Below are 19548 nucleotides of genomic sequence, written 5' to 3'. Positions count from 1 at the left end.
ATCCGTCCCGTCAGCTCTTCTTTGCACCCAGCATAGCATCCGCCATCATCAGCGCATCCCTGCTGTTTGCGACATCATGTACGCGGAAAATGGCAGCACCCGCCATACGTAGTAGCGCCGTCGTCGCCGCTGTCGCGGCGTCGCGGTCGGCCGGCTCACGTCCTGTGACGGCGCCGAGGAAACGCTTGCGTGACGTGCCGACCAGAAACGGCAGCTCGAAACGGTGCAATTCCGCAAAACGCGCCATCAGTTCCAGGTTCTCATCCGTGTCCTTGGCAAAGCCGAAGCCTGGATCAAGCACGATGCGCCCGTGTTCGATGCCGGCTTCTGCTGCGATCTGCAGCGAGCGCGCGAGAAAGTCGAATTGGTCATCGACCACGTCGGCAAGCTTCTGGCGGTCTCGACCGGTGTGCATGACGCAGAGCCCTGCGCCCGTCTGCGCAGCAACCCGCGCAATATCCGGTTCGCGCTGAAGCCCGTGCACGTCATTGACGATGTGGGCGCCGGCTTCGACGGCAAGCCGTGCCGTCTCCGCCCTGTAGGTATCCACCGATATGAGGGCATCGGTGTCGCGCGCCAATGCCGCGATGACCGGAAGGATCCGGCTCTGTTCCTCGTCGGCACTCACCGGCGCTGCATCGGGTCTGGTTGATTCACCCCCGACATCGAGGATCAAGGCACCCTCTTCGAGGCAACGCTTGCCCTGAGCGACGGCGGCTGACGTATCAGTGAAACGACCGCCGTCGGAGAAAGAGTCGGGGGTAACATTGATGATCGCCATCAAAACGCCACGCGACCCCAGTTGGAGGTTACGCCCATGCGCCAGTTTCCAGTGAAAATTTTGAAATGGATTGTAAGTCATTTCCCCTCACGATGCGCAGCCGGAAACCATTTCGATTTGCTGTTGCACCCGCGCTGGCTATGCCCCAAGCTTGATTGAAGTTCAACTAAAGAGAACTACGCATTGATGTCTCGAGTACGCGTTCCGTTCAAAGCCACACTTCTTGCCCTTCTGGTAGCGATGCCCATGGGCTCGGCGTCCGGCGAGACGGTGATAAACAAGAGCTTTTCCTATTTCTCGATCGGCGGTCGCACGGCTGCGGATCTCGACAAGGCTCTGTCCAAGGCCGGGCCGATGATGAAATCGACGGGCGCACGCCATCCGGGCGCCACGCGCATCAAGTTTGGCGGAACCATCACCTACGTCAATCGCGGCGGACGCTGCGCGGTCGGCGTTGCCCGCGTCACGCTCAGCACGCGCATCATCCTGCCGCGCTGGAAATATCGCAAGCAGGCAAGCCGCGACCTCGCTTTGGTCTGGGATACGCTGTCGAGCGATATCAAGCGGCACGAGGAACGCCATGCGGAGATCGCGCGCAACCACGCGCGCAAAATGGAAAAGATGTTTCTGGCCCTGAAGCCGCAGGCCGACTGTGAAAAAATGCAGGAAAGCGTCACGCGCGCCAGCGCCGAGGCGATCGCCAGCCATGACAAGGACCAGGCCCGGTTCGACCGGACGGAGGCGGCTAATTTCGACAAGCGTATGATCCGTCTGCTGCAATACCGGCTGGAAACGCTGAAAAAAACACAGCGGTAGACAGGTCGACGCTTCACCATCACGACCGGCATAAGCATATCGGGAATATACTTCGCCCTATCTGTTTAGCGCGCGGACACCCACAGTATTTTATTGGTGAAATCTAGCGATAGCTGCAAATGAGCGACTCGCTTACATTCGAAACATGAGACGTGAGGGCGAAATGAAACCCAACCCTCCGTTATCGAAAGCGATTTGGCGGGCCATGATGGGCCTTGCGGGACGTATAAATATTGCCGTTACTTGAATTCAGCAGCGTCGGTTCGTTTCCTTGAGTGTAAAGCTCTACGACGCAGCAATACAGGTTCTCCTGGCGTGTCTTGATGCAGCAGATGTTCCCTCCCTCATCTGCGTGCGATACGCCCTCCTAGCCTCGCTCGTCACCCGACCAGCGAGGCGCTTTTTTGCAAAACATGGGCATCATAGACGGAGAGCGAGAGACGCACAGGTGCGTCGTCTCGACAGGCGCGGTGTCCGCGGTCAGCCATCACGCCTGGCGTTCGGGCACGTGCACGACGAGCCCGTCCAGGGCATCGCTGACCTTTATCTGACAGGAAAGCCGCGACGTCGGACGTACGTCATAGGCAAAATCCAGCATGTCCTCTTCCATAGCTTCCGGAGCACCGACGGCGGCCGTCCAGGCATCGTCGACATAGACATGACAGGTGGCACAGGCACAGGCCCCGCCACACTCCGCTTCAACACCCGGAACCGAATTGCGAACGGCGTTCTCCATGACGGTCGAGCCGTTCTCGACATCGAGTTCGTGGCGCGTGCCATCAAAGGCAACGATCGTAAGTTTTGTCATGTCACTTTCCGGAATAAGCTGATGGGACTGGCCATTACAGCGCCGGGCGTCAAATATGACGCGCCAAGGACGCTGTAACACTTTCAAATTTCTGCATAATTTTGTCCATAGTTCGTTTCCGATTTATGGAATTATGCAGCAGCGCAAAGCCGCATGGAGCAGCGGGCGCGAATTCAGGGAAAGTTCTTCCAACAATTCGGCCATTCAGTCAACAACAGCCGGCGGTCGCATCGCGGACGCGGCGTTTCAGCGCGGGCCGCGATGCGCCTTTCTGGCAAGCTGCAATCAGCGGCAGAGCTTCAGGATGAACAGTTCCGCCTCAAGCACGCTTGCTGCAAGAACGTCGGGCAAAGCCGGATCGGTAGGGCGCTGCTCGATCGCGCCCGCTGCAGTCGCAACGTCGACGGCGCCGACGGCAAGTGCTGCCCCCTTCAATTGATGGGCCGCCTGGGCGCGTCCGTTCACTTCGCCGTCGGTGATGTCCTTCATCACCTTTCGCGCCTGGCGGGCGAAAAGTTGCAGTACTTCGATTTCAAGCGCCTTGTCTCCCATTGTCTGCGCGGCAAGATGGGCAAAATCGATGGGCTTCCTGCCGGAAGGAGAGGAACTGCCCGGAGTATCGGGAGCTTCGAAGGCAATTCTGAGGGCCGCCATGAGCCAATTTCCCTATTGTTCGTATGGTGTTGGTCATTGTCCGATGCCGTCCGCGTCATTCGCGGTCCGATTGCCATGGGCGGCACGGACGCCGTGACTGACGACGCCTGCTCACCAAGCATCGTCTCCGGACGATCGCTACGGCGTGTGCAGCTATCATCCTCCACGGGCGGGCGCTGCTATCGGCTTAAAACGGGGCGCAATATAGGCAGGAAACTGGGAAAATGGTTAACGCCCGTTAAACCTCCTGATTTCCTTGTCTTTTCCGCCATAAGCCCCTCTATCGCATTAAGAATTCATTAGGATTTTAATGAAGCCGCAGTGCTCTTAATTGTAAGAACCTGGCTAATGTGTCACTACGATACGGTTAGGAACGGGCTTGCGTACGAAAATGGCAACCGTTCCGGTGGATAAGCTGTGCGAGTGGTGCCCTCGAGGGTCAATTCCGACTATCCATCGAGGAAATGCAGTGGGTGTTCAGTAGGGTATTGCGTAGATGTGATGCGCGTATCTTGCCGTCACCGCCCCGATAAAGACAGTGCCTGGCCGCAGTTGCGGATTAAAAGGACACGTTTCATCGGAAGCAATAGGTAATGAGGCGTATCCCTATGGCGACGAAGAAGAGCAACGAGTCGATTGATGAAAAGGCCTTCCAGGCTCTGGAAGCGGCCCTTAAGATCGATTTTGACGAGCTTAAGTCGAGCCCTAACGACAAGACTTCCTTGGATGATCCGGAGGAAAATGTGTCTGACTCCACCAATCAGGCTGCTGCGCCCGATCACAGTCGAAATACAAAGCCTCAGCAGGAAGCCCCCCGCGCCGCGCGAGCCAACGACGCTGCACGCGGGCTCGCTCCGGAACCCGCACCGAAGTCGCCTCCCCTTTCTCCGGCAAACGACGACGGCCGCCGCTCTCCGGCGGCAATGTTGCGCGCTCTGGACGTTCGCTCGAACCGCGCCGCCATTCGTGTCGCCGCCCTCGTCTCGGTGGTCTGGGCTGTGGCCGGCCTCGGCGTTGCCAACCTGCTCTATGGCCCGCAGATCTGGCAGATCCGCACGCTGAGCGATCTCGCCGCCACCCCTGGTGCGGTCGGCGTCGCCATCGGCATCACGCTGCCCATCATGCTCTTCTTCTCCTTCGCCATCATGATCGCCCGTGCGCAGGAACTGCGCAACGCCGCGCGCTCCATGGCCGAAGTGGCGCTACGTCTGGCCGAACCGGAAACTGCGGCGGCCGACCGGGTCATGACCGTCGGTCAGGCAGTTCGCCGCGAAGTCTCCGCGATGAACGAGGGCATCGAGCGCACGATTGCCCGCGCCACCGAGCTCGAAACGCTCGTTCACTCCGAAGTCAACGCACTTGAACGCAGCTACAGCGAAAACGAACTGCGGGTACGTACGCTGGTTCAGGAGCTGGGCCTTGAGCGCGAAGCCATCATCGGCCACTCCGAGCGCATCCGCTCGACCATCGCCGGTGCGCACGGCAAGCTGAAGGACGATCTCGACCAGGCGGGCGAAGACATCGCATCGCGCATCGCCATCTCCGGCGAGGCGTTTGCCTCGTTGATCGACACGCGTGCAGCAGCTCTCAGCGAAAAGTCCGATACGGCGCTGCAGAACATCAGCACCATGCTGTCGAACCGCACGGACTCGCTCCTGTCCGGCCTGACGGCCGCCGGCCTCGGACTCAGCAATGAATTCGACACCCGCCTCGACCAGCTGAGCGACACGCTGACCAAGCGCGGCGAGCAGTTGCTCGGCCAGTTCGAGACCCGCGCCTCCTCGCTTGACGCCAATACCGAAAAGCTGAACGCGGCTCTGAATGAGCGCGCCCGCCAGCTCAATGAAACGCTGATTGCCCGCACCCGTGACCTCAACGAGAGCCTGAGCGTCGGCCAGCAGGCGATTGCCGGCGGCCTTGAAGACGTGCTTGCCACGCTCAACGCCACGCTCGACGAAAAGGGCGCGCATTTCCGCCAGAGCCTGCGCTCCAGCGCCGACGACGCAATCATGGATCTCGACCTGCGCGGCGGCTTCTTCGAAGAGAAGCTGCAGACGACCGTCGGCCAGCTCGCCACCGCCTTCGACGAACGCTTCCACGAGTTCGCCTCGGCCTTCGACAAGCGCGCCAGCATGCTCGATACCAAGCTGATGGAGAGCCTGCACCGCATCAACGAGACCGTATCCGGCGGGTCCGATGCCATCGGCGGTGCGCTCGACAGCAGCATAGAGAAGATCGGCTCGGCTCTCTCGGATCAGTCGCTGACGCTTGCGACCGCGCTCGGCGCGACGCATGACTTCATCGAGGAAACGATCGGCAGCCGCACGTCTGATCTCAGCAACCTGATCGGCGATGCCCACAGCCGCATCGACAGCGTGCTGTCCGAAAAGACCAGCAGCCTGATGGGTGCCCTTTCGGAGGCCCAGGATCGCATCGAGAGCGGCTTCGGCCGGCGCGCCGATGCGCTCGCAACGGCGCTGACGACCAGCGAGCAGCGGCTGACCGAGGGCCTCGACACCCGCACCGCGCAGTTCGTCGACGGCCTGCACGCGGCCCACGCCCGCATCGAGCAGACGCTGACCGGTTCGACCGACGAAATCACCAGCGCCATCGCCGCAAGCCAGCACCGCCTCGACAACACCCTGTCTGAGCGCACCCTTGCTCTCTCTACCGTGCTTTCGACCGGAACGGACGCGATCGAAGGCGCGGTCGGCGAAACGGCCGACCGGCTGGAGCGCGTTCTGTCGGAACGCAGCCAGGCGATTGCAGAGACCCTTTCGAGCCAGACATCCGCACTCGACGGCGTTCTTGCCGATCGCTCCGCCCACATCAGTTCGACGATGACGGCCCGCGCCAACGAAATGGCGGTCTCCTTGAGCCGTCATGCCGAAGACGTCGCCGACAACCTCACCTTCCGCGCCACGGCCGTTGCCGAGACGATGACGGACCGCGTCGGTGAAATCGAACAGAAGCTTTCGGACAGCGTGTCCCTCGTTGCCGAGAACCTCGGCGGCCGGGTCAGCCAGATTTCCGATACCCTCACCAACACCAGCGCCCGGATCGCTGAAGACCTCAGCGGCCGCGTCGGCAAGATCTCGGACGCTCTGACCGCCACAAGCGCACAGATTGCCGAAGCGCTGACGGCGCGCACGACCGAGGCGACCGCCTCGCTCGCCGGCAAGGCGACGGAAATCGAACAGACACTCGCCGGCCGCGCCGAACACCTGCGCGAAACGCTGTCCTCGACGCACGAGCAGATCCGCGCTACGCTTGACGACCGGATCAATGCCATCAACCTCGCCGTCGACCAGGGCCGCGATCAGCTGGAAGGCATGCTGTCCGACCAGTCCATGTCGATTGCCACGAGCCTCGCCACCAGTGCCAGCATGCTCGAAATGTCACTCGAAGAGCGCCAGGCGGCACTTGCCGGCATCATCGATCGCAGCGGCGAAACGCTCGAAGCCCGTATGCGCTCGACCACCGGCAACATCGCCGAGCGTCTGGCGGAAACGGCAGGCCAGATCAGCCTGGCTGCCGATACGCTGACCAACCGCGTCGACATGTCGATCAACGGCCTTAATGACCGTCTCGACGACACCAGCCTGCGCATCGAGACGAGCCTTGGCGCACTTGAAGAGCGCATGCGCGACAGCGCCGAAAATGTCGGCACGATTGCCGATGCGGCGGGTGCTCGTGTCGAGACCCGTCTTGGCTCGCTTGAAGATCGTATGCGCGGCAGCGTCGATAACGTCAGTGCCATCGTCGATGACACCGCGGCTCGCATCGAGACCCGCCTGGGCTCGCTCGAAGGCCGCATGCACGGCAGCGTCGACAAGGTTGGTGCCATCGTCGATGAAACGAGCAACCGCATCGAAGACCGGCTCGGTTCTCTGGAAGAGAGCATTCGCGGCAGCGTCGGCAACGTCAATTCGATCGTCGACGACACCAGCTTCCGCATCGAGGCCAGCATCGGTACCCTTGAGGACCGCATCCGCGATAGCGTCGGCAGCGTCAACGCGATTGTCGACGATACCGGCGCCCGCATCGAGACGAGCATCGGTTCGCTCGAAGGCCGCATTCGCGGTAGCGTCGGCAGCGTCAACGCTCTGGTCGACGACACGGGCGCCCGCCTTGAAACGAGCATCGGCTCGCTGGAGAACCGCATCCGCGATAGCGTTGGCAGCGTCAACGCTATCGTCGACAACGCTGGCCAGCGCATTGCCGACAGCCTCGGAGAACGCGCGGGCGAAATTGACCGGGTCAGCGAAACCGCCGCAAGCCGCATTTCCAGCGCCATCAATGCCGGTACGGACCGCATCGAGGAGCGTCTCGGCACCATGGACCGCGCCCTCAACATCGGCCTCGAAAACGTCAACCGGACGATCGAAGGCAAGGCCGCGGTGCTTGTCACCAGCCTGCGCGGCGCCGTCAGCGAAGTAACGCAGGAGATTGACGCCGAAGCCGGCCGCATCGAGGGCAAGACTGCGGATCTCGTCACCAGCCTGCGCGGCGCCGTCAGCGAAGTCACGCAGGAGATTGACGCCGAAGCCGGCCGCATCGAGGGCAAGACTGCGGATCTCGTCACCAGCCTGCGCGGCGCCGTCAGCGAAGTCACGCAGGAGATCGACGCCGAAGCCGGCCGCATCGAGGGCAAGACTGCGGACCTCGTCAGCAACCTGCGCGGTGCCGTCGGCGATGTTGCCCAGGAACTCGACGCCGAAGCCACCCGCATCGAGGGCAAGGCCGCCGGTCTCGTCACCACCCTTCGCAGCGCGGTCAGCGAGGCAGCACAGGAACTCGACACGGAAGCGGCCCGTTCCGCTGGTCTTCTTTCCAAGGCCGGCCAGGATTTCGCCAATGTACTGGCGGCACGCAACTCCGACTTCGCAAATGCCATCGAGCAGACCGCCTCGGCAACGGCGGCACGCCACGCCGAACTCGCACGCTCGGTCGCCGACGCATCCGACACCGCCACCGCACGCCTTGCCGCTACGCACGGCCAGGTCGCCAGCCATGCCCAGAACATCCAGCAGGGTCTTGCCGATGCCGAGAAGGCCCTGGAAGCGCGAAGCGAGGCGATCCGCAGCACGCTCGACGACCGGACCCGCGAACTCAACTCGATGCTCGCCGGCCGCTCGATGGAGCTGTCGCGCATCATCGATGAGCAGGCACGCCCGGTCATCGATCAATATGCTGCAACCGGCCGCGAGGCTGCTGAGCGCATCGCCAGCCTGACGCAGGACAGCACCGATCGCCTGCGCGCGGAAAATACCGCATTGGTCAATGCCATTACCGAACGCACCGGCGAGACGCTCAACGCCATCTCGCTGCGGGCTGAAGAAACGGCAAAGGCGATGAAGATGGTCGAGAACCGTCTGCAGTCGACAGCCCTTGGCCTGATCGACCAGCTCGCCGCCAACAACACGGCGATCGCAACCGTCATCGACCAGGCAAGCGACAACCTTGGCGACATGGATCAGCGGCTCGAGGCTACGGCCACCCGCTTCTCCGAAACCACGCGCCAGGCCTCCGACATGTTGTCGACCTCCACACGCCTCATCGAAGGAAAGGTCGACAAGCTTTCGGACATCTCCGCCTCCACACTGTCGCAGATCGGCGGCATCGTCGGGCGCTTCGAGGATCACTCCAAGGTGCTCGGCCAGGCCTCAGACCTGCTGGGGGCCGCCCAGTCGAACCTCGTCAGCACGCTCGAGGAACGCCAGGATGCCTTGCGCACCCTGTCCGTCGGCCTCGTCCAGCGCTCGGAAGAAATCGAACGCACCATGCGTGCACTCGAAGGCTTCGTCGATGGCGCCTTCCAGCGCGCCGAAGAGCGCTCCGGCCTCGTTGCCGGCAACCTGCGCAGCGGCATCCAGCAATCCTTCTCGGATGTCGGCCGCCTGCTGTCGAGCACCGAGCAGCGTGCAGCCGAAGCGGCCGAATCCATGCGCAATGCGCTGGCTCAGGCCGGTGACGAAGCTGGTGCCTCGGTTGAGACGGTCTTCTCGCGTGCCGAAGAGCGGTCGCGCCAGATTGCCGATACGCTGCGCTCCGGCGTCGAGACCTCGTTTGCCGACGTCAACAAGACGCTCTCGGCGGTCGAAGGCCGCGCGCTCGGCGCCTCCGAAGCACTCCGCCAGGCGATCGCCAAGGTTGGTGAAGATGCCGGCTCCGCGATCGAGGGTGCCTTCGCAAACGCCGAAGAACGCTCCAAGGAAGTGACGTCCCGCCTGCGCGGCAGCGTCGCCTCGTCGGTCTCCGATGTCGAGCGCATGCTCAACGAGAGCGGCAAGAAGTCGGACGGCGTGGCAGCTCAGCTTCGCGACGCCGTTCGCGTGGCGATCGACGAGGCCATCGGACGCTTCAGCGGTGCGACCGACGATATCCGCCGCTCGGCAGGAGAGATCCGCAAGGAACTCGACATGACCCGCGAAGAGCTGAAGCGCAGCGCCTTCGACCTGCCGGAGGAAGCCAAGGAAAACGCCGCCGTCATGCGTCGTGCCGTGGCCGAGCAGATCAAGGCCCTGCAGGAGCTGTCGGAAATCATCGGCAAGTCCTCGACGCAGCTCGAAGTCGCACAGCCGCTGCGCCAGCAGCCGGTCGCAGCCGTCCCTGTGGCTGCAGCGCCCGTCGCCCGTCCGGCCCAGCAGCCGGTCGCAGAACCGCGTCGCCAGGATCCGGCGCCCACACTGCGCGGCAGCCTTGGCATCGAACAGGCAACCGTTCAGCAGCCTGCTCCCGTCCAGCCTGCCCGTGCGCAGCCTGCAAGCCAGGCCGTCACCAGCGAGGTCGCAGAAGGCGGTGGCTGGATGCGCGACCTGCTGCGGGCAGCCTCGCGCGAAGAGGCTCCGACAACCGCGCCGCAGCGCCCGGCTGAAAGCCAGCCGGCGACCCGCACCGGCGATACCCGCAACCCGCGCCACGTGGTGGAATCGCTGAATTCGCTTTCGGTCGATATCGCCCGCGCCATCGATCATGACGCCTCGGTCGATCTGTGGCGCCGCTACCAGCGCGGCGAGCGCGACGTCTTCACCCGCCGGCTCTACACGCTGAAGGGCCAGCAGACCTTCGACGAGATCAAGCGCAAGTACGACCGGGAGCCGGAGTTCCGCACCGCCGTCGACCGCTACATCGCCGATTTCGAAAAGCTGCTGGCCGATGTCGCGCGCAACGACCCGGACAAGCGCATCACCCAGACCTACCTCACGTCCGACACGGGCAAGGTCTACACGATGCTCGCCCACGCCGCCGGCCGCTTCAACTAAACAAGCCTTGGCAACAGCCAGAACTGCAACGGCCCCACCGCACGGTGGGGCCGTTTTCGCATGTGCCGGTCGCAACGCAAGCAAACGCCGAGCCGACGTCCATTTGGGAGCAGCGAAACCTTTGGCATCGGCAGCAAGATGTTCCGTATTCTATTGCGGGCGCCTTATCTTATCCAGATACCACATGTTATCTGGTCACCACACCACCGGACCGATTGCCCTTCGCTACCTTACCGGCTGCTGCCTCCAACCAACTGCCCAAACCAATGGGTTGCGGTGGCGCCACTGACGCCTGTGTGCGCAAGAAGAACGCAATCCTGTGCCCTGCCGCGTGGTGCCAGCGCGCGCGCCTGCGGGTCCTCCGTTCATCTCAATGAGGCGTTGCCGTCGCCAATGCCTTCGCTTGAAGCCCGAAGAACGGCAACCAATCCTATTCTGGCGTCCATTGCGATCTACTCCGACTCTGCCAGATGATGGCGACGCTTTGCGCAACTGCCATACCGCTTGACCGCGGGCACCGTTTCACCCGCACCGAGATTATAGAGCGTCGCACCGGATGGCCCATTTATGGCTGGTGGTTGGGCGAAGTGATTGGCCACAAATGCGACCTGCAGCCGAGTTGGTGGCACCTGGCCGAGGTGTCGGAGAAAGCCTGCACCACGACTCCTCCCACTAATGGAGGAAGACGCAGTTCGTATGAGATGCAGAAAGCCCGCTCGTCTCAGCAACATCAAACTCGCAGCGGATGCCGACCAGAAGGCCGTAACCATGCCGTGCCACCCGGATCGAGTAGGCGTCCTGTTTGGCACCGTGCCCGGTTTCGCACCGGGACACATCCGCGCCCAGCGCCACATCCGCCCGGAACTGTCGAACGCACAGCGTGTGCCCGCCGTTAGCCCAATATCGCAAGCCTGGCTGTTTGCTCCACGGGGGGAATGTGCGACATGCGAGCTACCACCGGCTGCACCGTTATCTTTCGCCAGCACGTGTTTCTGACGGCGTTGATTTCGGGCGGCGTTCGCACATGGGCTTCTTGTGCCGTGGCACCATGCAGTACGGCACCAAGCCCCGGACAGGCCGCACCGTGCATTTGACGCTGCAACCGGCATGTCTCCCTGCCCGTGCGGATCGACCTTGCACACGTTTCGGGTCTCCGAACGAGAACAGCACCGCGCAAACAAAAAAAGCCCCGGACGAACCGGGGCCTTTTTTCAGGTTTCGATCAAACTGGCCGAGCCAGATTGCGATCAATGTTCCTTGTTGGCGTAAACCGACTTCTTGGTCAGATAGATGAGACCGGTAAAGATCAGCAGGAACACCATGACCATGAAGCCGGTGCGCTTGCGATCTTCCAGGTGCGGCTCGGCAGCCCACATCAGGAAGGCCGAGACGTCCTTGGCGTACTGATCGACCGTCTGCGGCGCACCGTCGTCGTAGGTGACCTGGTCGTTGGCGATCGGCTGGGCCATCGCGAGCGCCGACGCGCTGGCGAAGTAAGGGTTGTAGTGCGTGCCTTCGGCGACCTGAACGCCTTCCGGCGGCTCGTGATAGCCGGTCAAAAGCGCGTGGATATAGTCCGGGCCACCTTCCTGGTAGGGCCAGAACATATCGAAGACGAACTGCGGGAAGCCGCGCTCGATGCCGCGTGCCTTGGCGATCAGCGAGAAGTCCGGCGGTGCAGCCCCGTTGTTCGAAGCAGCGGCTGCTTCCTTGTTCGGGTACGGCGACGGGAAGTGATCCGAAGGCACGGCCTTGCGGGTATACATTTCGCCGTCGGCGTTCGGACCATCCTGCACTTCATAGTTGGCTGCAAAAGCCTTCACCTGGGCGTCGGAATAGCCAAGGCCATCAAGTGTACGGAATGCCACCAGGTTCATCGAGTGGCAGGCCGAACAGACTTCGGTGTAGACCTTCAGGCCGCGCTGCAGCTGGCCCTTGTCGTAGGTCCCGAACGGGCCGGCAAACGACCAGTCCTGCTGTTCCGGCTTGTGGATCGGATAGTGGGGCGTGCCGCCGCCATGCTCCTCGCCACCTGCCGCCTCTTCAGCGACAGCAGCTCCGAGACCGAGGCCAGCGACGACAGCAAGTGACAGAATGCCTGTTACAAGCTTTTTCATTGTTGTGGGTTCCTTATCAATCGCTGTTCTGATCAGGCGCGTGCGGCGGCCGGCTGAGCCTTCGCATTCTTCTTCTCCAGCACCGCTTCGGTGATGGAGTTCGGAATGCGCTTGGGCGTCTCGATCAGGCCGAGAACCGGCATGATGACGAGGAAGAAGCCGAAGTAGTACAGCGTGCCGAGCTGGGAGTAACCCACATAGTTGCCCTTGAGGTCACCGCCAAAGATCAGGCCAAACAGACCACTGCCTTCCGCCGGGCGCGAGCCGAGCCAGCCGAGCATGATGGCGTTGACGACGAAGATCCAAAAGAACAGCTTGTACCAGGGACGGTAGACAGCCGAGCGAACCTTGGACGTATCGAGCCAGGGCAGGAAGAACAGGATGATGATCGAACCGAACATCACCAGAACGCCGCCGAGCTTGGAGTCGATCGGGCCGACATTGAAGGTGATGGCGCGCAGCATCGCGTAGAACGGCAGGTAGTACCATTCCGGAACAATGTGAGCAGGCGTCTTCAGCGCGTCAGCCGGAATGTAGTTGTCCGGGTGGCCAAGGAAGTTCGGCATGTAGAAGACGAACCAGGCGTAAACGAGCAGGAAGACGGAGACGCCGAGTGCATCCTTCAGCGTCGCGTAGGGCGTGAAGGGAACGGTATCGGTCTTTGACTTCACTTCGACGCCGGTCGGGTTCGTCTGGCCGGTCACGTGCAAAGCCCAGACGTGAAGCACGACGACGCCGGCAATCATGAAGGGCAGCAGGTAGTGCAGCGAGAAGAAGCGGTTCAGCGTCGGCTGGTCGACGGCAAAGCCGCCAAGCAGGAACTGCTGGATCCACTCGCCTACCAACGGAAAGGCCGTGAAGAAGCCGGTGATAACGGTCGCACCCCAGAAAGACATCTGACCCCAGGGCAGAACGTAGCCCATGAAGCCGGTCGCCATCATCAGGAGGTAGATGACCACGCCAAGGATCCAGAGGATTTCGCGCGGTGCCTTGTACGAGCCGTAGTAAAGGCCGCGGGCAATGTGCAGGTAGACGGCGATGAAGAAGAACGATGCGCCGTTGGCGTGCATGTAGCGCAGAAGCCAACCGTGGTTGACGTCGCGCATGATCTTTTCGACCGAGTTGAACGCAACGGTCGCTTCAGCCGCATAATGCATCGCAAGCACGACACCGGTCAGGATCTGGACGACCAGCATCACTGACAACATGGCGCCAAAGGTGTAGGCATAGTTCAGGTTCCGGGGAACCGGATAGCTGATGAAGCTGTCGTGAATCATGCGCGGCAGCGGAAGACGGGAATCAACCCATTTCTCAATGCCAGTCGTTGGCGTGTAGGTTGAATGTTCAGCACTCATTATCAGTAGTCCCCTCAACCGATCTTGATAACTGTGTCGGAAACGAACGCGAAGGTCGGCACGGGGAGGTTTTCCGGCGCCGGACCTTTACGGATTCGGCCGGCCGTATCGTAGTGCGAACCGTGGCAGGGACAGAACCAGCCACCGAAATCACCGGCCTGACCAAGCGGCACGCAACCGAGATGGGTGCAGGAGCCGATCATCACGATCCAGTTTTCCTTGCCTTCGCCGGCGGAGCGATCGAGATCGTTCGCCTCGGCGTCGGTCGGAAGGTTGGCGTTGCGCGCAACCGGATCCTTGAGGTCGGCAAGAGTGACCGCCTTGGCCTCTTCCACTTCCTTCTCGGTGCGGTTGCGGATGAAGATCGGCTTGCCGCGCCATTTGGCCGTCAGCGACATGCCGGGCTGCAGGCTCGATACGTCGACCTCGATCGAGGCGAGCGCGAGCGTCGAAGCATCCGGACGCATCTGGTCGATGAAGGGCCAGGCCACCGCGCCGGCGCCAACGACGCCCGCCATGCCCGTGGCCAGATAAAGGAAATCGCGGCGAGTGGGCTCGCCCAAGGTCTCGCTTGAAGTGTCGTGTTCGCTCACGGCTAAACCATCCTCTCACGCAATGTTGCGGAAACCGCATCCGCCCAGCGAGATCCCTGCCCTTGCGGTTTGACCTAGGTCAAGGAAACACGCCCAATCAATGTGCTGGCACCTTAGCCGGCTTGCTGTTGCAAACACGTTATCCGGTGTCAGAATCCGTCAAGTTCTGCGCGCACACGGCTCGCAGATTCCCCGTCAATCCGGCGCGTTCTATGCTTGATCGCAAATTATGTCCAGCCTTGACAAGGGCGGGTGGGCAGATTGTCGCGGGGAAAAGCGCGGCCAATTGGCACAAGGACTTGACGGTTGGCATCACCACTGGCCGACCTTCGTCGGAAGGGCGTGAAAATGGGTGATGGGCTGCCCTACTCCGCCGCTTCTTCGCGGGCCAGAAAGCCGCCCGATTGCCGCGACCAGAGGTCGGCATAAAGGCCGCCCCGGGCGATTAGTTCGGCGTGGGTTCCGTCCTCGACGATCCGGCCCTTGTCCATGACGACGAGCCGGTCGAGGGCGGCGATCGTCGACAGTCGATGCGCGATAGCCAGCACCGTTTTCCCCTGCATCAGCCGGTCGAGATTGGACTGGATCGCCGCTTCGACCTCGGAATCGAGCGCCGACGTCGCCTCGTCGAGGACGAGGATCGGGGCATCCTTGAGCATGACGCGCGCAATGGCGATCCGCTGCCGCTGCCCGCCCGAAAGCTTGACGCCCCGTTCGCCGACATGGGCATCGAAACTCCTGCGGCCGCGCTGGTCCTGGAGATCGAGGATGAACTCGTAGGCCTCGGCCTTCTCGGCTGCCATGACCAATTGCTCCTCGGTCGCATCCGGATGCCCGAAGAGGATGTTGTCGCGGATGGATCGGTGCAGCAGCGAGGTATCCTGGCTGACCATGCCGACCTGCGCGCGCAGCGATTCCTGCTTCACCGTCGAAATGTCCTGGCCGTCGATCAGGATGCGTCCGCCTTCGAGGTCGTAGAAGCGCAAGAGCAGATTGACGAGCGTCGACTTGCCGGCGCCCGAGCGGCCGACGATGCCGACTTTCTCGCCAGGGCGAACGATCAGGGAGAAGTCGTCGATGACGCCGGCGTCTCTGCCGTAGTGAAATTTCACATGCTCGAAGCGGATTTCCGGTTCGCTGACCGTGAGCTCTTTCGCACCAGGTCTGTCGACGAGGCCGATCGGCTGGGAGACGAGCTCGGCCGAATTCTGGATCGTGCCGATATTGCGCATGATGGAGTTGAACTGCGTCATCATGCGCCCGAGCAGCATGTTGAGCCGCAAGACCAGCGCCAGCGTGAAGGCGACCGCACCCGAACTGATCACGCCGCCAAGCCAGAGGTGAATGGCATAGACCGCGATAGCCGCGATCATCATGCCCGACAGCAGCGCAAGCGAGGCGCGCACCGCCGTCAAGAGCCGCGTAAACGGAATGACCGCACGCTGGAAACGATCGAACCCAGCGCGAATATAACGATCGTTCTCGTCGTCGCGGCCGAAGAGCCTCAGCGTCTGGATGTTCGAATAGGCATCCACCATCCGCCCGTTCAGCATCGAGGCCATTTCGGCCGTATCACGGGCATGCTTGCGGACGCGCGGTACGAAATAGCGTGCCAGCGCCAGGAAGATGACGACCCAGAACGCCACCATCGCCGCCAGGCGCCAGTCGAGCTGGGCGACCAGCGCCATGGTCGAGGCGGTGTAGATGACGATGAACCAGACGACCTGCAGCAGCGAGACGATCAGGTCGCTGGTTGCCTGCGCGCCCGACCAGACCTTCGTCACGATCCGGCCGGAAAAGTCGTTCTGGAAGAAAGAAAGCGACTGCCGCGCGACGTGGGTGTAGGACTGCCAGCGCACCAGATTGAGGAAGCCGGTGATGATCGACTGCTCCTCGACGAGCGCCGCCAGCGACACCGCGACGAAGCGGAACACCAGCACCGTCAGCAGCATGAACAGCAGTTCGGGGCCGTTGGCGGAAATCAGCCCGCTCCAGCCCGCCTCCGGTTTGACGGTGTCGAGCAGATCGACAAGCCGTCCGACGAAATAGAAAAGCCCTGCCTCCAGCATGGCGACGAGGCCACCGAGCACCGCCATCGCCAGAAACGGCCCCTTGGCCTGACGGGCATAGAACCAGGCAAAACCCCACAGCGATTTCGGCGGCTGCAATCGCTCCCGCGGCGCAAACGGCTTGATCCAGTTCTCGAAGATGCTGACGATGGCGCTGAGCATGGTTCCGATATAGGCGGTTCGGCGGTAACAGCAATCTGTTTCCACCAGCGGGCGCATTACAAATGCGTAACGTCAAGTGCCGCACCCCGCCGCCCATACAGGCGGCGGGGTGTCGAAGCGGATTATTCCGCCGCTTCTTCCTTCTCGGTGTCGTCGGCGATGAAGCCGCCCGACTGGCGCGACCAGAGGTCGGCGTAAAGACCGCCCTTGGCCACGAGTTCGGCATGCGAACCGGTTTCGACGATGCGGCCGGCCTCGAGGATCACCAGGCGGTCCATTTCCGTCAGCGTCGACAGGCGGTGGGCGATGGCGATCACCGTCTTGCCGGCCATCAGCGCAAACAGGTTTTCCTGGATCGCCTGCTCGACCTCGGAATCGAGCGCGGACGTCGCTTCGTCGAGAACGAGGATCGGCGCATCCTTGAGGAAGACGCGGGCGATCGCGATGCGCTGGCGCTGGCCGCCGGAAAGCTTGACGCCGCGCTCGCCGACCTGGGCGTCGAGCCCCTTGCGTCCCTGGTTGTCCTCGAGCCCCAGGATGAACTCCCAGGCGTTCGCCCGCTTCGCAGCGGCAATGATCGCCTCGTCGTCGGCTTCCGGATGCCCATAGGCAATGTTGTCGCGGATGGAGCGATGGAGCAGCGAGGTATCCTGCGTGACGACGCCGATCTGGGCGCGCAGGCTATCCTGGGTGACGGTCGAGATATCCTTGCCGTCGATCCGGATTGCGCCCGATTCCACATCGTAGAACCGCAACAGCAGGTTCATCAGCGTCGTCTTGCCGGCGCCCGAGCGTCCGACCAGGCCGATCTTCTCGCCCGGCTTGATGTCGAGTGACAGGTGATCGATGACACCCTTCGCCTTGCCGTAATGGAAGCGCACGTTGTCGTAGGTGATCGCGCCTTTCTCCGCCTGCAGCGGCTTGGCATTCGGCTCGTCGACGATGTCGTGCGCCTTGGTCATCATGCCGATGCCGTCATAGACCGTGCCGATGTTCTCAAACAGCGCCGAGACTTCCCACATGATCCATTGCGACATGCCGTTGATGCGCATGGCAAGACCAACGGCGATCGCGATGGCGCCGACCGAGATGGCGCTTGTCAGCCACAGGTGGATCCCGAGTGCGCTGATGGCAAAGAGGGCAATGCTGTTGTTGGCGTATACAAGCACATGGAACAGCGTCACCTTGCGCATCTGGCGATGCACGGTGTCGAGGAACCCATCCATGCCGGCGCGCGCGTAGGTTTCCTCACGGCCCGCATGCGAGAACAGCTTGACCGTACCGATGTTGGTGTAGCTGTCGACGATACGGCCGGTCATCATCGATCGCGCGTCGGCCTGCTCCTTGGAGATCTTCTGCAGACGCGGCACGAAATAGCTGACGATGCAGATGTAGATCACCAGCCAGACGGCGAGCGGCGCCACGAGCCGCCAATCAGCGGCGGCAACGACGATCAGCATCGTGATGAAATAGCTGACGACATAGACGAAGACGTCGAGGATCTTCATCACCGTTTCGCGAACCGCGAGCGAAGTCTGCATGACCTTGGTCGCCACGCGGCCGGCGAATTCGTTGGCGAAGAACGTCATGCTCTGGCGCAGCAGATAGCGGTGCATCTGCCAGCGGGCGATCATCGGGTAATTTCCGAGCAGCACCTGGTGCATGACCAGCGAATCGATCGCCACCAGCGCCGGCAGGCCGATCAGGACCAGGCCGCCCATCCAGATGAGCCTGTGGCCTTCGGCTTCCAGGAAGGTTTCGCGATTGGCGTTCGACAGCCAGTCGACCATGTTTCCGAGAAACTGGAACAGGGCCACTTCGCCGATGGCGATCAGCATGGTGCAGACCGACATGATCAGCAGCCACGGAACCGCCGGCTTGGAATAGTGCCAGCAGAAGCCGAAAAGGCTTTTCGGCGGAAGCACGGGTTCTTCCGTCGGATAGGGATTGAGGCGGGATTCAAACCAGCCAAACATTGTCTTGCTCCTTCAGAGTATTTTGAAGGAAGGCGGGTATCTCCCCGCATTCTTTATCGTGAAAAATTTCAGTCCGGAAATGCTGCCCGCCATAGCGGCTTGTCTTCCGGAGTTCCGGAAGCGCGCATCGATCTCTTGAAAGATAGGTCGCGGAACCGGTCAGGCCAAACGGTGGCCCATCACTCCTGGAAGGCGTGTCAACATCAATACAGTCATCATTGCCTCCGTCGGTTCGCGTTGAAGAGATCTTCTGTCTACCTCCATTCGCCTCGACATGCCAGATTGTCGCAGGCACTTTCTTGCCTGTTTTTTCATCGTCCGGCCGGATGTTGCCCATTCGGCACAGATTAGAGGGCACGAAATCAACGGGAAACGCACATGAACGTATCATCGACGCCCCCTCCCGAACTGAAAGGACAGGGTTTCCTGCTGAGGCGCCCACGAGACAGCGACGTCGACGCGCGGCTGGCGCTCGGGCGTGACCCGGAGATCTACCGCATGTTCGGCGGCGATGCATCCTTCACCCGCCCTTACGGACAAGCGGACGCCGAAGCGTGGCTGCGGCACACCATCGAACATCCCGCCGCCTGGGTCATCGATCGTGGCGGGTTTATCGGCGAATTCAGGCTCGACAACATCAACCGGCACGACCGGCGCGCTTCCTTCACCATCGGCATTCTCGATCCGAATCTGCTGGGCAAAGGGCTTGGCACGGCCGTCACGAAGCTCGTATTGAGCCATGCGTTCGGCGAACTCGCCCTGCATCGTATCTCGTTGCGCGTGCTTGCCTTCAACGAGCGCGCGATTGCCAGCTACCGCAAATGCGGCTTCTCGGTCGAGGGCCGTGAGCGGGAGGCGGCGCTGATCGACGGCGAATGGCACGACGACATCATGATGGGAGTTCTCACGCATGAGTTCTCTAGCTTGACAGACATGCCGCAAGGAAAGTGAA

12 protein-coding genes are annotated in these 19548 nt (G+C 61.9%); 3 read left to right on the top strand and 9 right to left on the bottom strand.

Annotated features, from left to right (window positions below):
- Positions 1-10: 10 nt before the first annotated feature.
- Complete coding sequence (gene folP / locus BC360_RS08215) at positions 11-862, bottom strand: dihydropteroate synthase (RefSeq protein WP_065780123.1); 852 nt, start codon at positions 860-862, stop codon at positions 11-13.
- Positions 863-967: 105 nt separating this feature from the next.
- Here folP and BC360_RS08210 point away from each other — a divergent pair, with 105 nt between their 5' ends.
- Positions 968-1597 (top strand): DUF922 domain-containing Zn-dependent protease, encoded by a 630-nt coding sequence (locus BC360_RS08210; RefSeq protein WP_065794877.1) that lies wholly within the window; start codon positions 968-970, stop codon positions 1595-1597.
- 487 nt (positions 1598-2084) lie between these two features.
- Here BC360_RS08210 and BC360_RS08205 read toward each other — a convergent pair whose 3' ends face one another.
- Both BC360_RS08205 and BC360_RS08200 read right to left on the bottom strand, forming a co-directional pair.
- Positions 2085-2405 carry a 2Fe-2S iron-sulfur cluster-binding protein gene (locus BC360_RS08205; protein ID WP_053247538.1) on the bottom strand — a complete coding sequence of 107 codons (321 nt, stop codon included), beginning with the start codon at positions 2403-2405 and terminating at the stop codon, positions 2085-2087.
- Positions 2406-2690: 285 nt separating this feature from the next.
- Positions 2691-3059, bottom strand: coding sequence for an Hpt domain-containing protein (locus BC360_RS08200; protein ID WP_065780119.1), 369 nt, complete (start codon positions 3057-3059; stop codon positions 2691-2693).
- Between the two features lie 608 nt (positions 3060-3667).
- Between BC360_RS08200 and BC360_RS08195 the strand changes: the two genes are divergently transcribed.
- A complete protein-coding gene (locus BC360_RS08195) occupies positions 3668-10324 on the top strand; it encodes a kinesin (protein ID WP_065794876.1) in 6657 nt (2218 codons plus the stop codon).
- A 1247-nt stretch (positions 10325-11571) separates the two neighbouring features.
- On the opposite strand, the gene BC360_RS08190 is transcribed toward BC360_RS08195, so the two are convergent.
- From BC360_RS08190 to BC360_RS32505, 6 genes are all read right to left on the bottom strand, one after another.
- Positions 11572-12441: a cytochrome c1 gene (locus tag BC360_RS08190; RefSeq protein ID WP_065780115.1), complete on the bottom strand. Its 870-nt coding sequence runs from the start codon at positions 12439-12441 to the stop codon at positions 11572-11574.
- 32 nt (positions 12442-12473) lie between these two features.
- Positions 12474-13796, bottom strand: a complete 1323-nt coding sequence (locus tag BC360_RS08185; protein WP_065780113.1) for a cytochrome b — start codon at positions 13794-13796, stop codon at positions 12474-12476.
- A 14-nt stretch (positions 13797-13810) separates the two neighbouring features.
- Positions 13811-14389, bottom strand: coding sequence for a ubiquinol-cytochrome c reductase iron-sulfur subunit (gene petA / locus BC360_RS08180; protein ID WP_065780111.1), 579 nt, complete (start codon positions 14387-14389; stop codon positions 13811-13813).
- A 365-nt stretch (positions 14390-14754) separates the two neighbouring features.
- Positions 14755-16620, bottom strand: coding sequence for an ABC transporter ATP-binding protein (locus tag BC360_RS08175; RefSeq protein WP_139109959.1), 1866 nt, complete (start codon positions 16618-16620; stop codon positions 14755-14757).
- A 122-nt stretch (positions 16621-16742) separates the two neighbouring features.
- On the bottom strand, positions 16743-18596 hold the full coding sequence (locus BC360_RS08170; protein WP_065794874.1) for an ABC transporter ATP-binding protein: 1854 nt from the start codon (positions 18594-18596) through the stop codon (positions 16743-16745).
- Positions 18580-18987, bottom strand: a complete 408-nt coding sequence (locus BC360_RS32505) for a hypothetical protein (protein ID WP_208858166.1) — start codon at positions 18985-18987, stop codon at positions 18580-18582. The genes BC360_RS08170 and BC360_RS32505 overlap by 17 nt, the downstream gene beginning before the upstream one ends.
- On the opposite strand from BC360_RS32505, the gene BC360_RS31390 reads away from it, so the two are divergent.
- The gene (locus tag BC360_RS31390) at positions 18975-19547 is read left to right on the top strand and encodes a GNAT family N-acetyltransferase (RefSeq protein ID WP_065794873.1); all 573 of its coding nucleotides are present in this window, start codon (positions 18975-18977) and stop codon (positions 19545-19547) included. The genes BC360_RS32505 and BC360_RS31390 overlap by 13 nt on opposite strands.
- The last annotated feature ends 1 nt before the right edge of the window (position 19548 follow it).

It is taken from the genome of Ensifer sp. LC163 (assembly GCF_001695855.1).
Lineage (GTDB): Bacteria > Pseudomonadota > Alphaproteobacteria > Rhizobiales > Rhizobiaceae > Ensifer.
The sequence above is the reverse complement of the archived record's forward strand: the minus strand, read 5'-3'. Positions and strand labels throughout refer to the sequence as shown.